The 13,903-nt window shown below is 47.9% G+C and carries 17 protein-coding genes; 12 read left to right on the plus strand and 5 right to left on the minus strand.

Annotation, left to right across the window (positions count from 1 at the left end; genetic code table 11):
- The first annotated feature begins 148 nt into the window (after positions 1 to 148).
- The 10 genes from ESP131_RS03230 (at position 149) to manA (ending at position 7,214) form a co-directional block, all read left to right on the plus strand.
- Entirely contained in the window at positions 149 to 766 is a 618-nt protein-coding gene (locus tag ESP131_RS03230) for a GntR family transcriptional regulator (protein ID WP_047392071.1), read from the plus strand.
- Positions 767 to 887: 121 nt separating this feature from the next.
- Entirely contained in the window at positions 888 to 1,313 is a 426-nt protein-coding gene (locus ESP131_RS03235; protein WP_069940154.1) for a DMT family transporter, read from the plus strand.
- Positions 1,314 to 1,325: 12 nt separating this feature from the next.
- Positions 1,326 to 1,988 (plus strand): Crp/Fnr family transcriptional regulator, encoded by a 663-nt coding sequence (locus ESP131_RS03240; RefSeq protein ID WP_029343126.1) that lies wholly within the window; start codon positions 1,326 to 1,328, stop codon positions 1,986 to 1,988.
- A 12-nt stretch (positions 1,989 to 2,000) separates the two neighbouring features.
- On the plus strand, positions 2,001 to 2,471 hold the full coding sequence (locus ESP131_RS03245; RefSeq protein ID WP_069940155.1) for a DMT family transporter: 471 nt from the start codon (positions 2,001 to 2,003) through the stop codon (positions 2,469 to 2,471).
- A 2-nt stretch (positions 2,472 to 2,473) separates the two neighbouring features.
- A complete protein-coding gene (locus ESP131_RS03250; protein WP_029343128.1) occupies positions 2,474 to 3,172 on the plus strand; it encodes a YjjG family noncanonical pyrimidine nucleotidase in 699 nt (232 codons plus the stop codon).
- A 110-nt stretch (positions 3,173 to 3,282) separates the two neighbouring features.
- A complete protein-coding gene (locus ESP131_RS03255; RefSeq protein WP_081834757.1) occupies positions 3,283 to 3,720 on the plus strand; it encodes a GNAT family N-acetyltransferase in 438 nt (145 codons plus the stop codon).
- A gap of 37 nt (positions 3,721 to 3,757) precedes the next feature.
- Complete coding sequence (locus ESP131_RS03260) at positions 3,758 to 4,240, plus strand: GNAT family N-acetyltransferase (protein WP_029343130.1); 483 nt, start codon at positions 3,758 to 3,760, stop codon at positions 4,238 to 4,240.
- A gap of 98 nt (positions 4,241 to 4,338) precedes the next feature.
- Positions 4,339 to 5,406, plus strand: a complete 1,068-nt coding sequence (locus ESP131_RS03265; RefSeq protein WP_029343131.1) for a YcjF family protein — start codon at positions 4,339 to 4,341, stop codon at positions 5,404 to 5,406.
- Between the two features lie 40 nt (positions 5,407 to 5,446).
- The gene (locus ESP131_RS03270) at positions 5,447 to 6,088 is read left to right on the plus strand and encodes a peroxiredoxin-like family protein (RefSeq protein WP_029343132.1); all 642 of its coding nucleotides are present in this window, start codon (positions 5,447 to 5,449) and stop codon (positions 6,086 to 6,088) included.
- Between the two features lie 175 nt (positions 6,089 to 6,263).
- Positions 6,264 to 7,214, plus strand: a complete 951-nt coding sequence (gene manA, locus ESP131_RS03275) for a mannose-6-phosphate isomerase, class I (RefSeq protein ID WP_029343133.1) — start codon at positions 6,264 to 6,266, stop codon at positions 7,212 to 7,214.
- 41 nt (positions 7,215 to 7,255) lie between these two features.
- Here the strand turns inward: manA and ESP131_RS03280 are convergent, their stop codons facing one another.
- Positions 7,256 to 8,590: a sugar phosphate nucleotidyltransferase gene (locus ESP131_RS03280; protein WP_051656325.1), complete on the minus strand. Its 1,335-nt coding sequence runs from the start codon at positions 8,588 to 8,590 to the stop codon at positions 7,256 to 7,258.
- Between the two features lie 151 nt (positions 8,591 to 8,741).
- On the opposite strand from ESP131_RS03280, the gene ESP131_RS03285 reads away from it, so the two are divergent.
- Positions 8,742 to 9,242 (plus strand): response regulator, encoded by a 501-nt coding sequence (locus ESP131_RS03285; protein WP_081834758.1) that lies wholly within the window; start codon positions 8,742 to 8,744, stop codon positions 9,240 to 9,242.
- Here ESP131_RS03285 and ESP131_RS03290 read toward each other — a convergent pair.
- The 4 genes from ESP131_RS03290 to ESP131_RS03305 are packed head-to-tail and all read right to left on the minus strand — an operon-like array spanning position 9,226 to position 12,848.
- Entirely contained in the window at positions 9,226 to 10,092 is an 867-nt protein-coding gene (locus tag ESP131_RS03290; RefSeq protein WP_029343136.1) for a glycosyltransferase family 2 protein, read from the minus strand. The genes ESP131_RS03285 and ESP131_RS03290 overlap by 17 nt on opposite strands.
- Complete coding sequence (locus tag ESP131_RS03295; protein ID WP_069940156.1) at positions 10,089 to 11,228, minus strand: glycosyltransferase family 4 protein; 1,140 nt, start codon at positions 11,226 to 11,228, stop codon at positions 10,089 to 10,091. Before ESP131_RS03295 ends, ESP131_RS03290 begins: the two co-directional genes overlap by 4 nt.
- Before the next feature lies 1 nt (position 11,229).
- Positions 11,230 to 11,940 (minus strand): polysaccharide biosynthesis protein, encoded by a 711-nt coding sequence (locus ESP131_RS03300; RefSeq protein WP_047392026.1) that lies wholly within the window; start codon positions 11,938 to 11,940, stop codon positions 11,230 to 11,232.
- 11 nt (positions 11,941 to 11,951) lie between these two features.
- A complete protein-coding gene (locus ESP131_RS03305; protein ID WP_047392022.1) occupies positions 11,952 to 12,848 on the minus strand; it encodes a hypothetical protein in 897 nt (298 codons plus the stop codon).
- A 183-nt stretch (positions 12,849 to 13,031) separates the two neighbouring features.
- On the opposite strand from ESP131_RS03305, the gene ypfJ reads away from it, so the two are divergent.
- A complete protein-coding gene (gene ypfJ, locus ESP131_RS03310) occupies positions 13,032 to 13,874 on the plus strand; it encodes a KPN_02809 family neutral zinc metallopeptidase (protein WP_029343140.1) in 843 nt (280 codons plus the stop codon).
- The last annotated feature ends 29 nt before the right edge of the window (positions 13,875 to 13,903 follow it).

The raw sequence follows: 13,903 nt of genomic DNA on the forward strand, positions 1-13,903 counted from the left end.
ATAAAGTCTTTAACCGAATTGTACACACTAAGTTCATTTTTGTATACAATTTATTTAAAAATGTATACAAAAATATGTTTCTTTCCAATTCCCAATATTAAACTTATACTTTGAACTAGAAGAAATTCGAATGTAGGAGACGATGGCTGTGGGGAAGAAAACGACGCAATTAGCATATGTTCAGGCATATGAATACATCCGGGATCGCATCTTAAACGGAGAACTGGAACGTGGAACGAAGTTAGTCGAAGAGCGTCTAGCTGAGGAAATGGGAATTAGCCGTACTCCCGTCAGAGATTCGATTCGAAAACTGGAGCAAGAAGGATTGATTAGGGAAAAACGTGTCGTCAATCCGAGCGACATGGATTTGCGACACATCTTTCAAGTCCGGATGTTGCTTGAAGGTTTCGCAGCCAGTCATTGTGCGACATATATGCGAGAAGCCGATTTAGAAAAGTTGAAGCAGTGTGTCGAAATCGGTAGAACGGGCGAACTCGAAGAAGTGATGGCGGCGAACAAGGAATTTCACGATGTGATCGTCGGGGCAACGAACAACCCGGTGATGATTGATATCATCGATCGGATGCAATCCATCATCTATCTATTCCGTAAGACCGTTGTCCACCACAAACGACCACTCTTGATTGAAGAACATGATGAGATCTATCAAGCGATTCTGAATCATCAACCAGAAGAAGCGGAGCGATTGATGAAGGCGCACCTTCAACTGGATTTAGAATTTTGTTTGAACTGGATGAAAGGATGAACGAGTTAGATATCGTTCATCCTTTTTTACATCTTGACGCGTTCTAAGGACAAATGTCCTGTTCAAATCAGAAGGACTTTCGTTAAATGAAAGTATCATGGAACAAGAGAGGAGTATGCACATGCGTGGTGTCTTATTTGCGATTGCTGGTGGCTTTTTCTTGACGCTCCAAAGTGTCGCCAATGCCCGGATTAGTCAAACAATCGGGACGTGGCAAGCGGCAACGATTACCCAGATGACCGGGTTCATCGTTGCGATCCTCTTAGCGATCGTCTTACGGGATCGTAGCTTTTCAGCGATGCGAGGTGTCAAACCGCTCTATCTGGCAGGAGGTGCCTTTGCAGCGATCATATTATTTAGCAACATGACAGCGGTCCACCGGATGGGCGTGACCTTGACGATTTCGCTCTTTTTATTGGCGCAATTAGCGCTGGCACTCTGGATTGACGGAAGAGGCTGGTTCGGCGTCATGAAACGCCGACTGCGGGGACCGCAGATCATCGGCATCTTGATGATGGTCGCAGGCATCTTCATCTTAAAGAGCTAAGGAGGAGAAGAAGTGACGGACATTGTGAGTTATTTGGAACGGTATCAGTTAACGCATGTCTTTGATGGATCGCTACGCAAGGTGATGCACATCCAGACGTTCGCACCGGGCGAGGCTTTATGCCGACAAGGCGATGTTGCGCATGAACTCTATCTGCTCGTCGAAGGGAAACTGAAGATCACGCATATGTCGGCAACGGGGAAACGTCTCGTGTTGTCCTTCAAGCATCCGTTTGATCTCGTCGGCGATATTGAGTTCGTCCGAAAGATTGATTTGATGAACACGGTCGAGGCCGTGACACCAGTGACCGTCTTACGGATCGCTTATCCGGATTTGGAAGAAGCACGTGTTCATCATTCTGCCTTTCTATTATTTTTACTCGAGACGATCACGAAAAAGTTTGAATTGAAATCACATACGCTCAGCTTCAATCTGTTGTACCCGGTCGAAGTCCGGCTAGCCAGTTATTTGCTGTCGATGACACCTAATACGGATGCTTTTGCGAGTAAGGAACTCGTCGATGCAGCAGATTTGATCGGGACGAGTTACCGTCATGTCAATCGTGTCTTACGCCAGTTCGTCGACGATGGGTTGATCCGCCGGACGCAACATACGATTGAGATCATTGATCGAGACGGATTGATGGAGCGAGTCGGAGAAAGCATTTACGAATGAAGGAGGTGCGACATGGTTACGGGAATCATCCTTGCCCTTTGTGGGGGCATGCTCGTCTGTATTCAAAATACATTTAACGCAAAAGTCAAAGAACACGTCGGTGCTTGGGCGACGACAACGCTAGTCCTTGGACTCGGGTTCCTCGCTTCACTAACGATTGGTCTGATCGTCGAAGGAGCACAACTATTTGCACTAAAAGAGGCACAAACCTGGTTTTGGTTCAGCGGAATCATTGGTGTCGGTGTCGTCCTCTGTGTGACGCAAGGCGTTCAACAACTCGGACCGAGTCGAGCGATTTCGATCGTCATGGTATCGCAAATCCTGTTTGCCTTACTCTGGGATACGCTCGGCTGGTTCGGATTACAAGCCGTTCCGTTTACGTGGACGAAAGCACTCGGTGTCCTATTGATTGGTGGCGGCGTGCTGTTATTTCAACTGGGCGGGAAAACAACGACTGTACAACACGTACGAAAAGGAGCTTGAATATGTTTTACACGACGGTATTATTCGATATTGACCATACATTACTCGATTTTGAAGCAACGGAACGGATTGCCTTTCGCCGCCTGCTCGAGCAACAAGAGTTGCAGTGGACGGCCGAGCGAGAAACGCGCTATAAAACACTCAATCAAGCACTTTGGAAAGCACTCGAACGAGGTGAGATGACACGTGAGGAAGTCATTCACTCACGGTTCGTGACATTCTTCGCGGAAGAAGGACGAGAAGTCGACGGACGAGAAGTTGACGAAACGTATCGCGGCTATCTCGCACAAGGAACAGAATTGATTCCGGGTGCGACGGCGCTACTTGAGCAGCTAACCGGAAACGTCACGATGTACGTCGTCACGAACGGTATTTCGAAGACGCAACGCGCACGGCTCGATGGCGCTGGATTAACAGATTTCTTTGAAGGGATTTTCGTTTCAGAAGAGACAGGTTTTCAAAAACCGATGGCAGGATTTTTCAATCATGTGTTTGCGCGGATTCCGCAATTCGATCCGACGCGAACAATCATCGTCGGGGATTCCTTGTCAGCTGACATCGCAGGTGGCAATCAAGCTGGTATCGCAACGTGTTGGTTTAATCCGGAAGGAAAACCAGCGACGGATATCAAGCCGACGTTTACGATTACTTCGTTAGCCGAACTTCCTGCGGTGCTTGAAAAGGCAGCAGTCCTTCAATAATGAAGCGAGTCAGCCGATAGGAAAGAGAAGGAGAGGGGGCGATCACTGTGCAACGATGTGATCAACAGACGCTGGAGGGAACTCCCGTCTAACTAAAAGGGGAAATGAACATGATTCAACTTGTACCAGTAACAGCAGAGAACTGGGAAGCGTGTTGTGAGCTGACACTGACAGCAGAACAGCAAGACTTCATGGAAGCGAACGTCTACTCGATCGCGCAAGCGAAGTTCGAACCTAGCCTTGTCCTTCGGGCGATCATTGCAGATGAAACCGTCGTTGGTTTTGTGATGTACAACACGGAACTAGAAGAACTCGATGGCTACTGGATTTACCGCATCATGATCGATCAAGCGCAGCAAGGGAACGGCATTGGACGATTAGCGATGCAAGCTGTGATTGACGAGATGCGCACGTTACCTGCAGCAAAACGAATCGCCGTCGGCTATCGACCGGATAATCAGGCGGCACACCGTCTGTATGCGAGTCTCGGCTTCATCGACCACGGGGACCGATTCGGTCGAGAAATGGCAGTGCGATTAGAAGTATAAAACTTGATGAGATGATAGAACGAATAGAGGAGACACCATGCACATTCGACTAATGAAAGAATCGGATTATCCAGAAGTCGTTCGGATCTACGAACAAGGAATAAAGACGGAGAACGCGACGTTCCGCACAGAAGCATTACCGTACGAAGAATGGACGCGTCATCACCACGAACACAGTCGACTCGTTGCGATGGAAGACGAGCAACTGCTCGGTTGGGTCGCGTTAAGTCCATTCTCTTCGATTCCGGCATACGCCGGTGTCGCTGAAATCAGCCTCTATATCGCGGAAGACGCGCGCGGCAAAGGTGTCGGCACACGCTTGATGGAAGACGTCATTCAAGCAAGTGAAGCAGCCGGAATCTGGACCTTACAATCGCAAGTCTTTCCGGAAAATCAAGCGAGTCTTCGCCTTCATGAACGTTTTAATTTTCGGGAAGTCGGTCGACGGGAGCGAATCGGTCGGCTCGGAGGCAGATGGCGCGATACGGTGTTGCTCGAGCGACGCAGCACATATCTTTAAAAACAGGCAAGTGGACAAGAGGTTCACTTGCCTGTTTTGTATTGAAATCAATAGATAACGGGAAAAGACAGACAGCAAAAGAAGGGGGAGGGATCACGATGGATGATTTTTTTGGTGAAGGACTTGAGACCAATCAACAAAAGCGGAAACGCAAACTGGAGGAAATTTTTGATCAGTCATTTGAATCGGAGCGACGGGATTTTAATCAATCGTTGGAGCAGGACGTGACAGTTGCTCTGATCGGAGACGTCAATGCAGGAAAATCCTCGACCTTGAACGCGATTCTTGGTCGTGAAGTCGCAACGGTCGGAGCGCGCCCGGGTGAAACGGTCCGGATCGATCAAGTCAGGCAGCATCCGGAAGATAAAGTCATCTTCGTCGATACACCGGGATTAAATGATGCCAATACACAGAACTCGGAAGCGACGTGGACGTACTATCAAAGTGCCGATGTCATCCTTTACTTTTTAAATGCGGCAGGTACTGTCTTATCCGAAACGGAGACGAAGAATTTCCGTAAGATTTATCAACATAACCAAAATGTCTTGATCGTCGTTACGAAGATGGATGCGACGGATGATGTCGACACGATCGTTCAGCATATTGCAGAAAAACTACCAGGACCCAAAATCATTCCCGTATCAGCACGAGAAGGAACGAACATTGATCGGCTCCGTCGGGAGGTCCTCGATATCTTAAAAAAGTTCGACAAGGATAATGTGTTCGTTCGTCAGATGGATCCGACCGTTCGAGGCAAGATCGCCAACAACTGGATTGTGGGTGCCGGAACAGCCGCTGGTGCGATCGGTGCCGTCCCGTTCCCGGGAGCTGATATCATTCCGTTGACTTCAATTCAAATCGGCTTGATGCTCAAGTTATCGAATCTGTATGAACGACAGTTATCCAAAGAGAGTGCCAAGGAGTTGCTTGTCGTGACAATTGTCGGAAACTCCGGAAAGACTGCTTTTCGGCAAATAGCAAAGTTAGTTCCAGGGTATGGTGCCGTCATTGCAGCGGGAGTCGCTTCGACCGCTACTCTTGCACTCGGATACGGAACGAAATATGTCTATGAGAATAAGCTCGAGCTGACGCCGGAACAACTGATGGGGTTTGTCAAACGATTCCGGAAGAAGGCAGAAGAGTCGTCAGAAGAGACAAATGAGTAATCTCCCTGTTATTCTATACAGCAATAAAGGGGGAGAACATATGACACGATTACTCGAAGAAATCAAACAGTATCAATCGGAATTCCGACAAAAGGCACCTGCTGAGAAACAACGGTTGATGGCGGAAGCGACAGCTGAGCTGGCTGCTTCCGGTATCGCTAAAGGTCTAGATGTTGGTGATACAATTCCACACTTCACGTTACCTGATGTATCCGGCAAGCCTGTGGCGATCGAGACATTACTCGAGCAAGGTTCTGTCATCTTGACGTTCTACCGGGGCGGCTGGTGTCCATATTGCAATCTCGAGCTTCGAGCGTACGAACGGGAAATCAATCGAATCCGCGCTCAGGGAGCGACCGTCGTTGCAATTAGTCCGGAGACACCTGATTTTGCTGAACAGACGGCAAACAAGAATGCGTTAAGTTTCCCTGTTTTAAGTGACGTTGATTTACATGTATCCCGTCAATTTGATTTGGTGTTCGACCTGCCAGATTATTTGATTGAGATTTACAAAGCATCGGGACTTGATGTAGCGAAGCACAACGGAAATGAGGATTGGCAGTTACCGAAACCGGCGACGTTCATCATTGATACGGATGGTGTGATTCGTTTCGCAGAAGTCTCATCGGATTATACGAAACGCGTGGATCCGCAGACGATCATCGAGTACCTCGAACAATAAAAGGGCTTGCAAACTATGCGAAAACCAACTCCTAGTGATGCACTAAGAGTTGGTTTTTTTATGATTCAATCTGTTTTATTTGGATAATATAGACATAAAATGAGTATAAAGAGGTAACCAAACGTATAGATGGAGGTGAAGCGTCGCTCCTAGTCTATCGGGAGTCCGCGTCGATATGTATGCCATTCAACCAATTTTCAAAGAACGAATTTGGGGCGGTCGACGTTTAGAGGCGTTATTTCAGTTTGAGTTACCAGAAGGACAAATTGGAGAATGTTGGACAGCATCCGCCCGTGCGAGTGGTCGGACGCACTTCTTAGATGGACCTGATCAAGGAAAGACGCTAGTTGAACTATGGCGAACGAAGCGGACAGAACTGTTCGGTGATTATCTGCTCGATGCGTTCCCGCTACATGTAAAATTGCTAGATTCGTCCGCCTACTTATCGGTACAAGTTCACCCGAATGATGAGGAGGCACGACGTCTTGAAGGAGAACCGTACGGCAAGAACGAATGCTGGTATATCTTAGAGGCTGCACCAGAGGTAGAGATCATTCTCGGTCACAATCTACAATCACGAGATGCATTATTGCGGTGCGCGCAAGAAAAGGACTGGGAGACGTCACTTCGCCATCAAAAAGTGAAACCTGGCGAGTTCTATTACATTCCGAGTGGTACGATCCACGCTTTAGGACCAGGCGTCGTTCTTCTTGAGATTCAACAGATGAGCGATCGGACGTACCGACTATATGATTACGACAGATTAGGAGATGACGGGAAACCGCGAGAATTACACGTTGAGAAGGCGATTGCTGTCACAACGATTCCAGATGAGCCGTGGACGAACCAATCAGAGACAATCGTCAAGGAGGGGGGCGTCATGACGAAGCTGCTGCAGGTGCCTTCCTTCACGGTCATTCGTCATGAAGTGAGCGGTCGGTACGCATTGCATGATCATCCGGTCTTTCGTTTATTGACTGTCATTGATGGTCAAGGAGAAGCGCGACAAGGGAATCGCGTGATTCCTTTACAGAAAGGAAACCAATTCTTTATACCGCGTCGATCGGGGGGTTACGAAATATCTGGATCCGTGACGTTCGTGACGAGTGAGGTGTTTTTAGACTAAAGCAGACGAAAGGGCACCAACAGGAGGTGCCCTTTCTAACATTATGGTTTGGACCGGATGGAGGTAGGGAGCGGATAGTTATCCTGCTCTGTCCAATCGATCGAGTATTTAATTTCAATCATGATCAAGTCTTCTAGTGTGGTCAGCGTATGCGGAACACCTTGTGGAATATGCACGACAGAAGTTGGTCCGAGCTGCTGTGACTGACCATCGATTAGTGCTTCTGCCCGACCTTGTAAGATGCTCCATGTCGAGTCGGTATGTGCATGATAATGATGACTGATTTGCTGATGTGCTTTGATATGAAGCCGTCGAGTCACAGCATAACGTCCGTCATCTAGTTGCTGTTGATGTAAAATCGTCGCATAGCCCCAGCGTTTCCACTCAAATTGTGGTGGCAAGGTATCATCCGTCAAATATTCTTTTAAGGCAGGTGTCTCGTCTTTTGACGCAACGAGGACACCATCTGGACTCACCGATACGATTAAGTTATCGAGTCCAATCCCTAGAACAGGAACCTGTAGTTCATTGACGATATGCGTGTTTTTTGAGTGGAGCATCCGGGCGTTTCCGTGGAGCGGATGCGGCATCTCTTCCGTTAATGTATTCCATGTTCCGAGATCTTTCCAGTAACCATCATACCGGTGAACGAATAAGGAATCGGTCTTTTCGACGACCGCATAATCAAAAGATGTCTTTTCTAGTGCCTCATAATTCGAACGGAGCGCCTCGAACGTCGTCGGTACAGCTTGTTCTTCTAAACATTGCATTAAGAAGTCAAGGCGACAGGCAAAGACACCACAGTTCCATAATGCACCTTGTTCAATTAAATCAGCCGCGACTTCAACGGTCGGTTTTTCCTGGAAGCGATCGACGATGGACATGTTTTCAGATGTCTGCGGAATGATATAGCCGTACTTTGACGTCGGATGCAACGGTTCGACACCCATTAGATGGAGTGCATCCGGATGTGCTTGAACAGCTTGATCGAGTTGCTCGAATCGCTCAAAGAACGACAATTCAACGTAAGGATCGACCGGCATGATGACGACCGTCTCTTCTAAATCGATTCGCTCTGCTAGATAACTCGTTGCGAGCATGATGGCAGGGAACGTATCGCGACGTGACGGTTCCTGAATGATGGAAGTACGGAAGCCGAGTTGATTTTCGATTGCATCGACTTGTGAACTCGTCGTCGTGATGACGGTCCGGTCGTCCAAACCGACTTCCTGAAGCTGTTGAAAAACACGTTCCATCATCGACTGTTTATTGCCATCGCGATCTTCAAGAATTTTTAAGAACTGTTTCGAGTTTAAATCGTTCGAGAGCGGCCAAAGCCGTTTTCCGGATCCACCTGATAGTAAGAGAATATACATTGACGACCATCCTTTCTTTTTAAAACGGAGGCGATAGCATATGGCACTTTATCTATTAGTTGACTCACATGAACCGACACGACACATTTTACGACGGAAATTGGAAGCAGCGGGACAAGACGTACAGGAGGCAGGTTCATGAGAAGAAGCACTGTCACACCTCGCATCATCCGACGTCGATGTTTTACTGACGGAACTTCGACTTCCGGAAATGGATGGTGTTGAGTTATTACGTGCCGCTAAACAACGTGCACCGTTGACGAAACAAATCGTCTTGACGGACTATATGCAAGTCCATACGTTGCTGGCGGCTGTGAACGCAGGAAACGTCAGTCGGATGATGACGAAACCATTGAAGATTGACGATCGGGTTCTTGGGATCATGACGCGCATCGGAGATGAGGTCGTGGAAACGAAACAACGTAAACGGAATCTGAGGCAACATTTTACCGATGTGTTGATCAATTCAAATCGTCCATATTGTCTATTTTACGAAGATGGATCAATCGTCAGTCAACGTGCCCTAACGATTGATCATCATGAACAGATTCTAGAAGACCAGAACGGTATTCATCGCTTCGAATTCCCGACACAGTTCGGCACGTACATCCTTTATCAATCGCTGACCGGTAGTCTTACGAAACCCGTTTGAAGAAGAGAGACTCTACGCCAATGAAGCTAAGACGTAAGTACATGTAGATGACGCCAACGGTCAACAGCGGATGACGGCTGTACTTTCTTAAATTAGCCTGATGATAGAGAACGGGACGGAAGAAATACCAACGTCGTAAAGCTTTCATGAAGCCACCCTGTTCCGCGTCGAGCGTCGCAGGCATGACATCAAAGTAATAGCGTTTCTTTCGAAGCAGGTCGTTTAATTCGACCTGCTTTTCGTTGTGGTGTACGTAGGTGAACGTCGCGCGACGAATGATTCCGCCTTGTTCCAAATAACGAATCGTCGGTTGCGTCTCTTCGAAACTGATTTGCGTCGGATCAATCTCACCCGATGCGATATACGCCTCGAGCCGCCAAAAACGCGCGGCTTCCATCGTATGTGTATCAAGTTGATTCGTTGGTATGTTGAACAAGTTACGTTCAAAGACCTTCACTTGACTGAAGTAATTATCAAAATCGCTGTACGCGCGTTCGGGAATGACGAGTGCTCCGACCTCTAAATGTGCCTCAAGATATAAGAGGCAGCTTTTTAATAACTGCTCTTCAAGTACCATATCGGAATCAATGATATAGAGGTATTCGACATTGTGTTGCTTTAAGCGATCAATCGCAGTCTTGCGGGCGATCCCTCGTTCACCGTGCGGAAGCGCAAGTACTTCAAATCGCGTATCATTTGCGGTCAATCGACGCATCGTCTCGACGGTGGAATCAGTCGAACCATCATCTGCGATGACACAAAGGAAAGAGGCGTGTTGTGTCTGAAGTGAGCGGATCGTTTCCGTTATGATCGCTTCGTTCTCGTACGTGGACATAGCAATTCCAATCATGAATAATCCTCCTTCAGTGCAACGGGTATCAATTCACGTTGTAACCAGTTTCTGAACGCTTGACCTGTGTGATCCCAATGTAACGTCTGAGCAAAACGATGACCAGCTGCCTGAATCATTTCGTATTCTTCTGGGTCACGTAAGCAAGCCCGCATCTCGGCAGCAAGGGCACCCGGTGTCTGACTCTTTGCCATGTAACCGGTCATACCGTACTGGACGGCGTCACGCAGTCCAGGGGCGTCATAGACAATCGTCGGTGTACCGACTGCCGCCGCTTCGCTGACCGTCAATCCCCAACCTTCTCGTTTTGAAGGAAACAGGAGCGCCGTCGCACGACTCATCCGTTCGAGCTTTTCTTCCTCACTGACGAATCCAAAATAAGTGATGGCGTCTCGCATCTCTTCCGGGACGATTGGATGAAGATGTTCGGTAATATACGCCTCGTCTTTTTTCCCGATGACCCAGAAACGAGCCTCGGGATACTCCCGTTTGACGATGACGAAAGCTTGAAGTGCATCATTGATCCCTTTATAGGCTGACATCCTCCCGGCATATAAAAATGTCGGGTGTGCTTCTTTTGGCTTCCAGTCCTCCTCGTTCCAGGGGGTGAAAGAGAGACCTTCTGGTAAAATCGTCACCTCGTCTTTGGAAAATCCGACAGCAAGTAAATCGTCTGCTGTTGACTGGCTGACAGTCAAAGCGCGACCAGTCCGGTACAGCTGCAAACGTGGTGTCTCCGTCCATTCGCCAACGTATGAGAAAGGGGGACGAACGTTGATTTGCCAAATTTCGCGCGTCAACTGATGGATGAAGAGGGCTCGTTTTGTTACAGGAACATAAAGGGGTGTGAAAAAGTGATGCGTGTTCATCTGATCGACGACTAAATCAATCGTCGCAGCATGCGACTGGTAATAAGAAAAGGCAAGTGGAACGACGGAGAGTGCGGTACCTCTCCGGATATAAGTGACTCCGTCCAAATACTCGACATCGTGTCCGCCATCGAATGCTGGAGAAAAATGAGTGATCTCGTACTCATCACTGACACGTCGGAGCATCTCGTGGGTGAACACTTCTGCGCCACCCGCTTTCGGATGTTTGATATCGCGCCAAGATAAAAAAAGTAGATGGGGTTTCATGTTACGCCTCCTTCGCTGAATGGGGGTGTCGGGGTAAGGTGAAACGTAAGATCAGGGCGCCGAGTAAAAAGACACCTGCTTGCGCGAGTAACCAAGTCTCGACGGACGAGTGAAAGGTGATCAAGACAAGGATGTAGAGAATCAGAATCAACCAATAGCCTTTCAAGTAGCCGGTTCGGTGTAGCGAGAACTGGACGAGTGCCTCGTATTGAATCAACGTGATGCCGACATAAACGAAAACCATATATTTGATGTAATGAGTTGCCGCGTCGTAACCACTTCCGAATAACATCGGAATCAGATAAGGGACGATCGTCCAGTACACCAAAACAGCAAGAACGAGTCCGCCTAATAAGATTCTGTAAAAGCGACGCTCCCAGAGAAGAAAGGATTGATCCTGACTTTTTTGGCTTAAGCGCGGTAATAACAGTTGGGCGAGCGATAATGCGACGAACAACAGCAGTTGACCGAATCGTAAGGCAACGGAATAATCTCCTGCTAGCTGTGGAAAGTAACGGGTGACAAGAAGGCTATCGAGTGTGAAAAAAAGCGTCATGACAACTTGTGTGTGAATCACATGGACGAGTCCGCTCGCCTTGAGATGCCCGGTACTCGTCGGGAACGGGACTTGCATGAGACTTAAGAGATAGGATGCAATCATGCCGGCCAAGATGAATAATAATGCATAGATAACGTTCGTTTGTTGAATCAAAAGCCATGTGGCTAGGATTTTGACGACGGATTGTGTTGTGAAGCTTGTGAGCCGGTCAGAATCGAGCCGACGTACATCAAGAACCAATATCCATTGAATAGTAGAAAAACGAGACCAAACGCACAGGTCGCCCGAACATAAAACCAAAGTAACGGTGACCACATCCGTTCTTTGCGACGCGTCCAACTCGTCTTTAGAAAAATGAGTCCGACCATGATGCTCATATAGATCAGTGAGAAGAAGAAATAATGGATCCCGGCCGCCATGAAGGCAAAGACAATCGATAGCCCGGTGATATCAAACCATGTCCGTCGACTCAACCGATCAGACAAGCGAAAACCGGGATCGAGCTGTTCCCGAAACTTTGGGTCGAAGATATTGAAGAACAACATCGAAGCGTAAGGGAAGACGGAATACCCACATAATAGATAGATATGTTGAATCCGCGTGATCACCCACGGATTTAAGGCATAAAATAACGCGGCGATCGCGAAAGCAATCAGTGAGAGATAAGAAAAGTGCTTCGAGACATAAACGGAATGGAGTCGTTTCGTAAAAGCGAACATCGATAAAGCAGAGATCGTCAACAGTCCGATGATGAATGACTTGATCAAGACGGGACCGGACGAGCCAAACAATAGACTGAGTAGATAAAACGGTAGGATGTAGAGAAGTCGTGCGACATTCAGAAGCGTCGTCGTGCTCCAGCGGTTGTTCCATGCCCCATAAATTTCTTCTAAATAGCGATGGGAGGACAGTCCGAAGGATAGATCGCTGAACGTCACCATGCCAGAACGAAACAATGGGAAGCTATAAGCTAAGATGAATAAAAACATACCAGATAGGACGAGGATGTCCTTACGGTACGTATACATGAAGTTCTTGAGACGTTGACGGAACGAGTGCATCGGACAACTCCTTTCTGCGAAAATCCGTGCTGAACTTCTTCTCTACAGGAGGGTGATATTCCTAGAAATGGCTGTACTTATTTTAGCAATGAATACGAGAAGTAACGTCCATCCTAAGACGGAGCGTTACGGACGAACGCTTTCGGGTAAAGACCTACAACGAAACGAGTAGGAGGAAAGCGTATGAAATGGAAGGGAAGAGAACGCAGTTCAAACGTCGAGGATCGACGGGGAATGGGAGGGAAAGGAATTGCCGGCATAGGTGGTGGTGTCGGAATCATCCTGCTGATCGTCATCACCTTGATGGGCGGTAATCCAGCTGAATTACTCGGAGACTTAACCGGCGGGGATCAGCAAAATACGACGTATGAAGAAACAGCACAGGAAAAAGAAGCAGCGGACTTTGTCTCCGTCGTCTTAGCGGATACGGAGCGGGTCTGGACGAAGGAATTTAAAGAAGATGGTAAGACCTATAAAAAACCGAAGCTCGTCTTATATACGGATCAAGTCAGTTCGGCTTGCGGACAAGCAGGGAAGTCCGTCGGTCCCTTTTATTGTCCCGGTGATCAGAAATTATACATCGATTTAAGCTTTTATGATGAACTGCAGACGAAGTACGGAGCACCGGGCGATTTTGCGATGGCCTATGTCATTGCGCATGAAGTCGGGCATCACGTCCAGACGTTACTCGGAAAGTCGGACGAGATCATGCCACTTCGAGAGCAAATGAGTGAGGAGAAGTTCAACAAGTACCTCGTTCGATTCGAGCTACAGGCAGATTATTATGCCGGCGTCTGGGCGCATCATGCGCAAGGCGAAAACTTGCTCGAAGAAGGCGATCTCGAAGAAGCACTGACGGCAGCGAATGCTGTCGGGGATGATACGTTACAAGAGAAGGGACAAGGATATGTCGTACCAGAAAGTTTCACCCACGGCACATCGGCGCAACGGGAGCGTTGGTTCCAAAAAGGTTTTGATAACGGCACGATCGAAGGCGGAGATACCTTCAAAGCGAAGAATCTATAAAACGAAGCAACGACAGGTCTTTTGAAACA

Source organism: Exiguobacterium sp. U13-1 (assembly GCF_001750115.1).
Lineage (GTDB): Bacteria > Bacillota > Bacilli > Exiguobacteriales > Exiguobacteriaceae > Exiguobacterium_A > Exiguobacterium_A acetylicum.

Coding starts and splice junctions, on each gene's coding strand:
- ESP131_RS03235 (WP_069940154.1), top strand. CDS start 888: ATGCGTGGTGTCTTATTTGCGATTGCTGGTGGCTTTTTCTTGACGCTC.
- ESP131_RS03245 (WP_069940155.1), top strand. CDS start 2,001: ATGGTTACGGGAATCATCCTTGCCCTTTGTGGGGGCATGCTCGTCTGT.
- ESP131_RS03250 (WP_029343128.1), top strand. CDS start 2,474: ATGTTTTACACGACGGTATTATTCGATATTGACCATACATTACTCGAT.
- ESP131_RS03255 (WP_081834757.1), top strand. CDS start 3,283: ATGATTCAACTTGTACCAGTAACAGCAGAGAACTGGGAAGCGTGTTGT.
- ESP131_RS03260 (WP_029343130.1), top strand. CDS start 3,758: ATGCACATTCGACTAATGAAAGAATCGGATTATCCAGAAGTCGTTCGG.
- ESP131_RS03265 (WP_029343131.1), top strand. CDS start 4,339: ATGGATGATTTTTTTGGTGAAGGACTTGAGACCAATCAACAAAAGCGG.
- ESP131_RS03270 (WP_029343132.1), top strand. CDS start 5,447: ATGACACGATTACTCGAAGAAATCAAACAGTATCAATCGGAATTCCGA.
- manA (WP_029343133.1), top strand. CDS start 6,264: ATGTATGCCATTCAACCAATTTTCAAAGAACGAATTTGGGGCGGTCGA.
- ESP131_RS03280 (WP_051656325.1), bottom strand. CDS start 8,590: ATGTATATTCTCTTACTATCAGGTGGATCCGGAAAACGGCTTTGGCCG.
- ESP131_RS03290 (WP_029343136.1), bottom strand. CDS start 10,092: ATGATTGGAATTGCTATGTCCACGTACGAGAACGAAGCGATCATAACG.
- ESP131_RS03295 (WP_069940156.1), bottom strand. CDS start 11,228: ATGAAACCCCATCTACTTTTTTTATCTTGGCGCGATATCAAACATCCG.
- ESP131_RS03305 (WP_047392022.1), bottom strand. CDS start 12,848: ATGCACTCGTTCCGTCAACGTCTCAAGAACTTCATGTATACGTACCGT.
- ypfJ (WP_029343140.1), top strand. CDS start 13,032: ATGAAATGGAAGGGAAGAGAACGCAGTTCAAACGTCGAGGATCGACGG.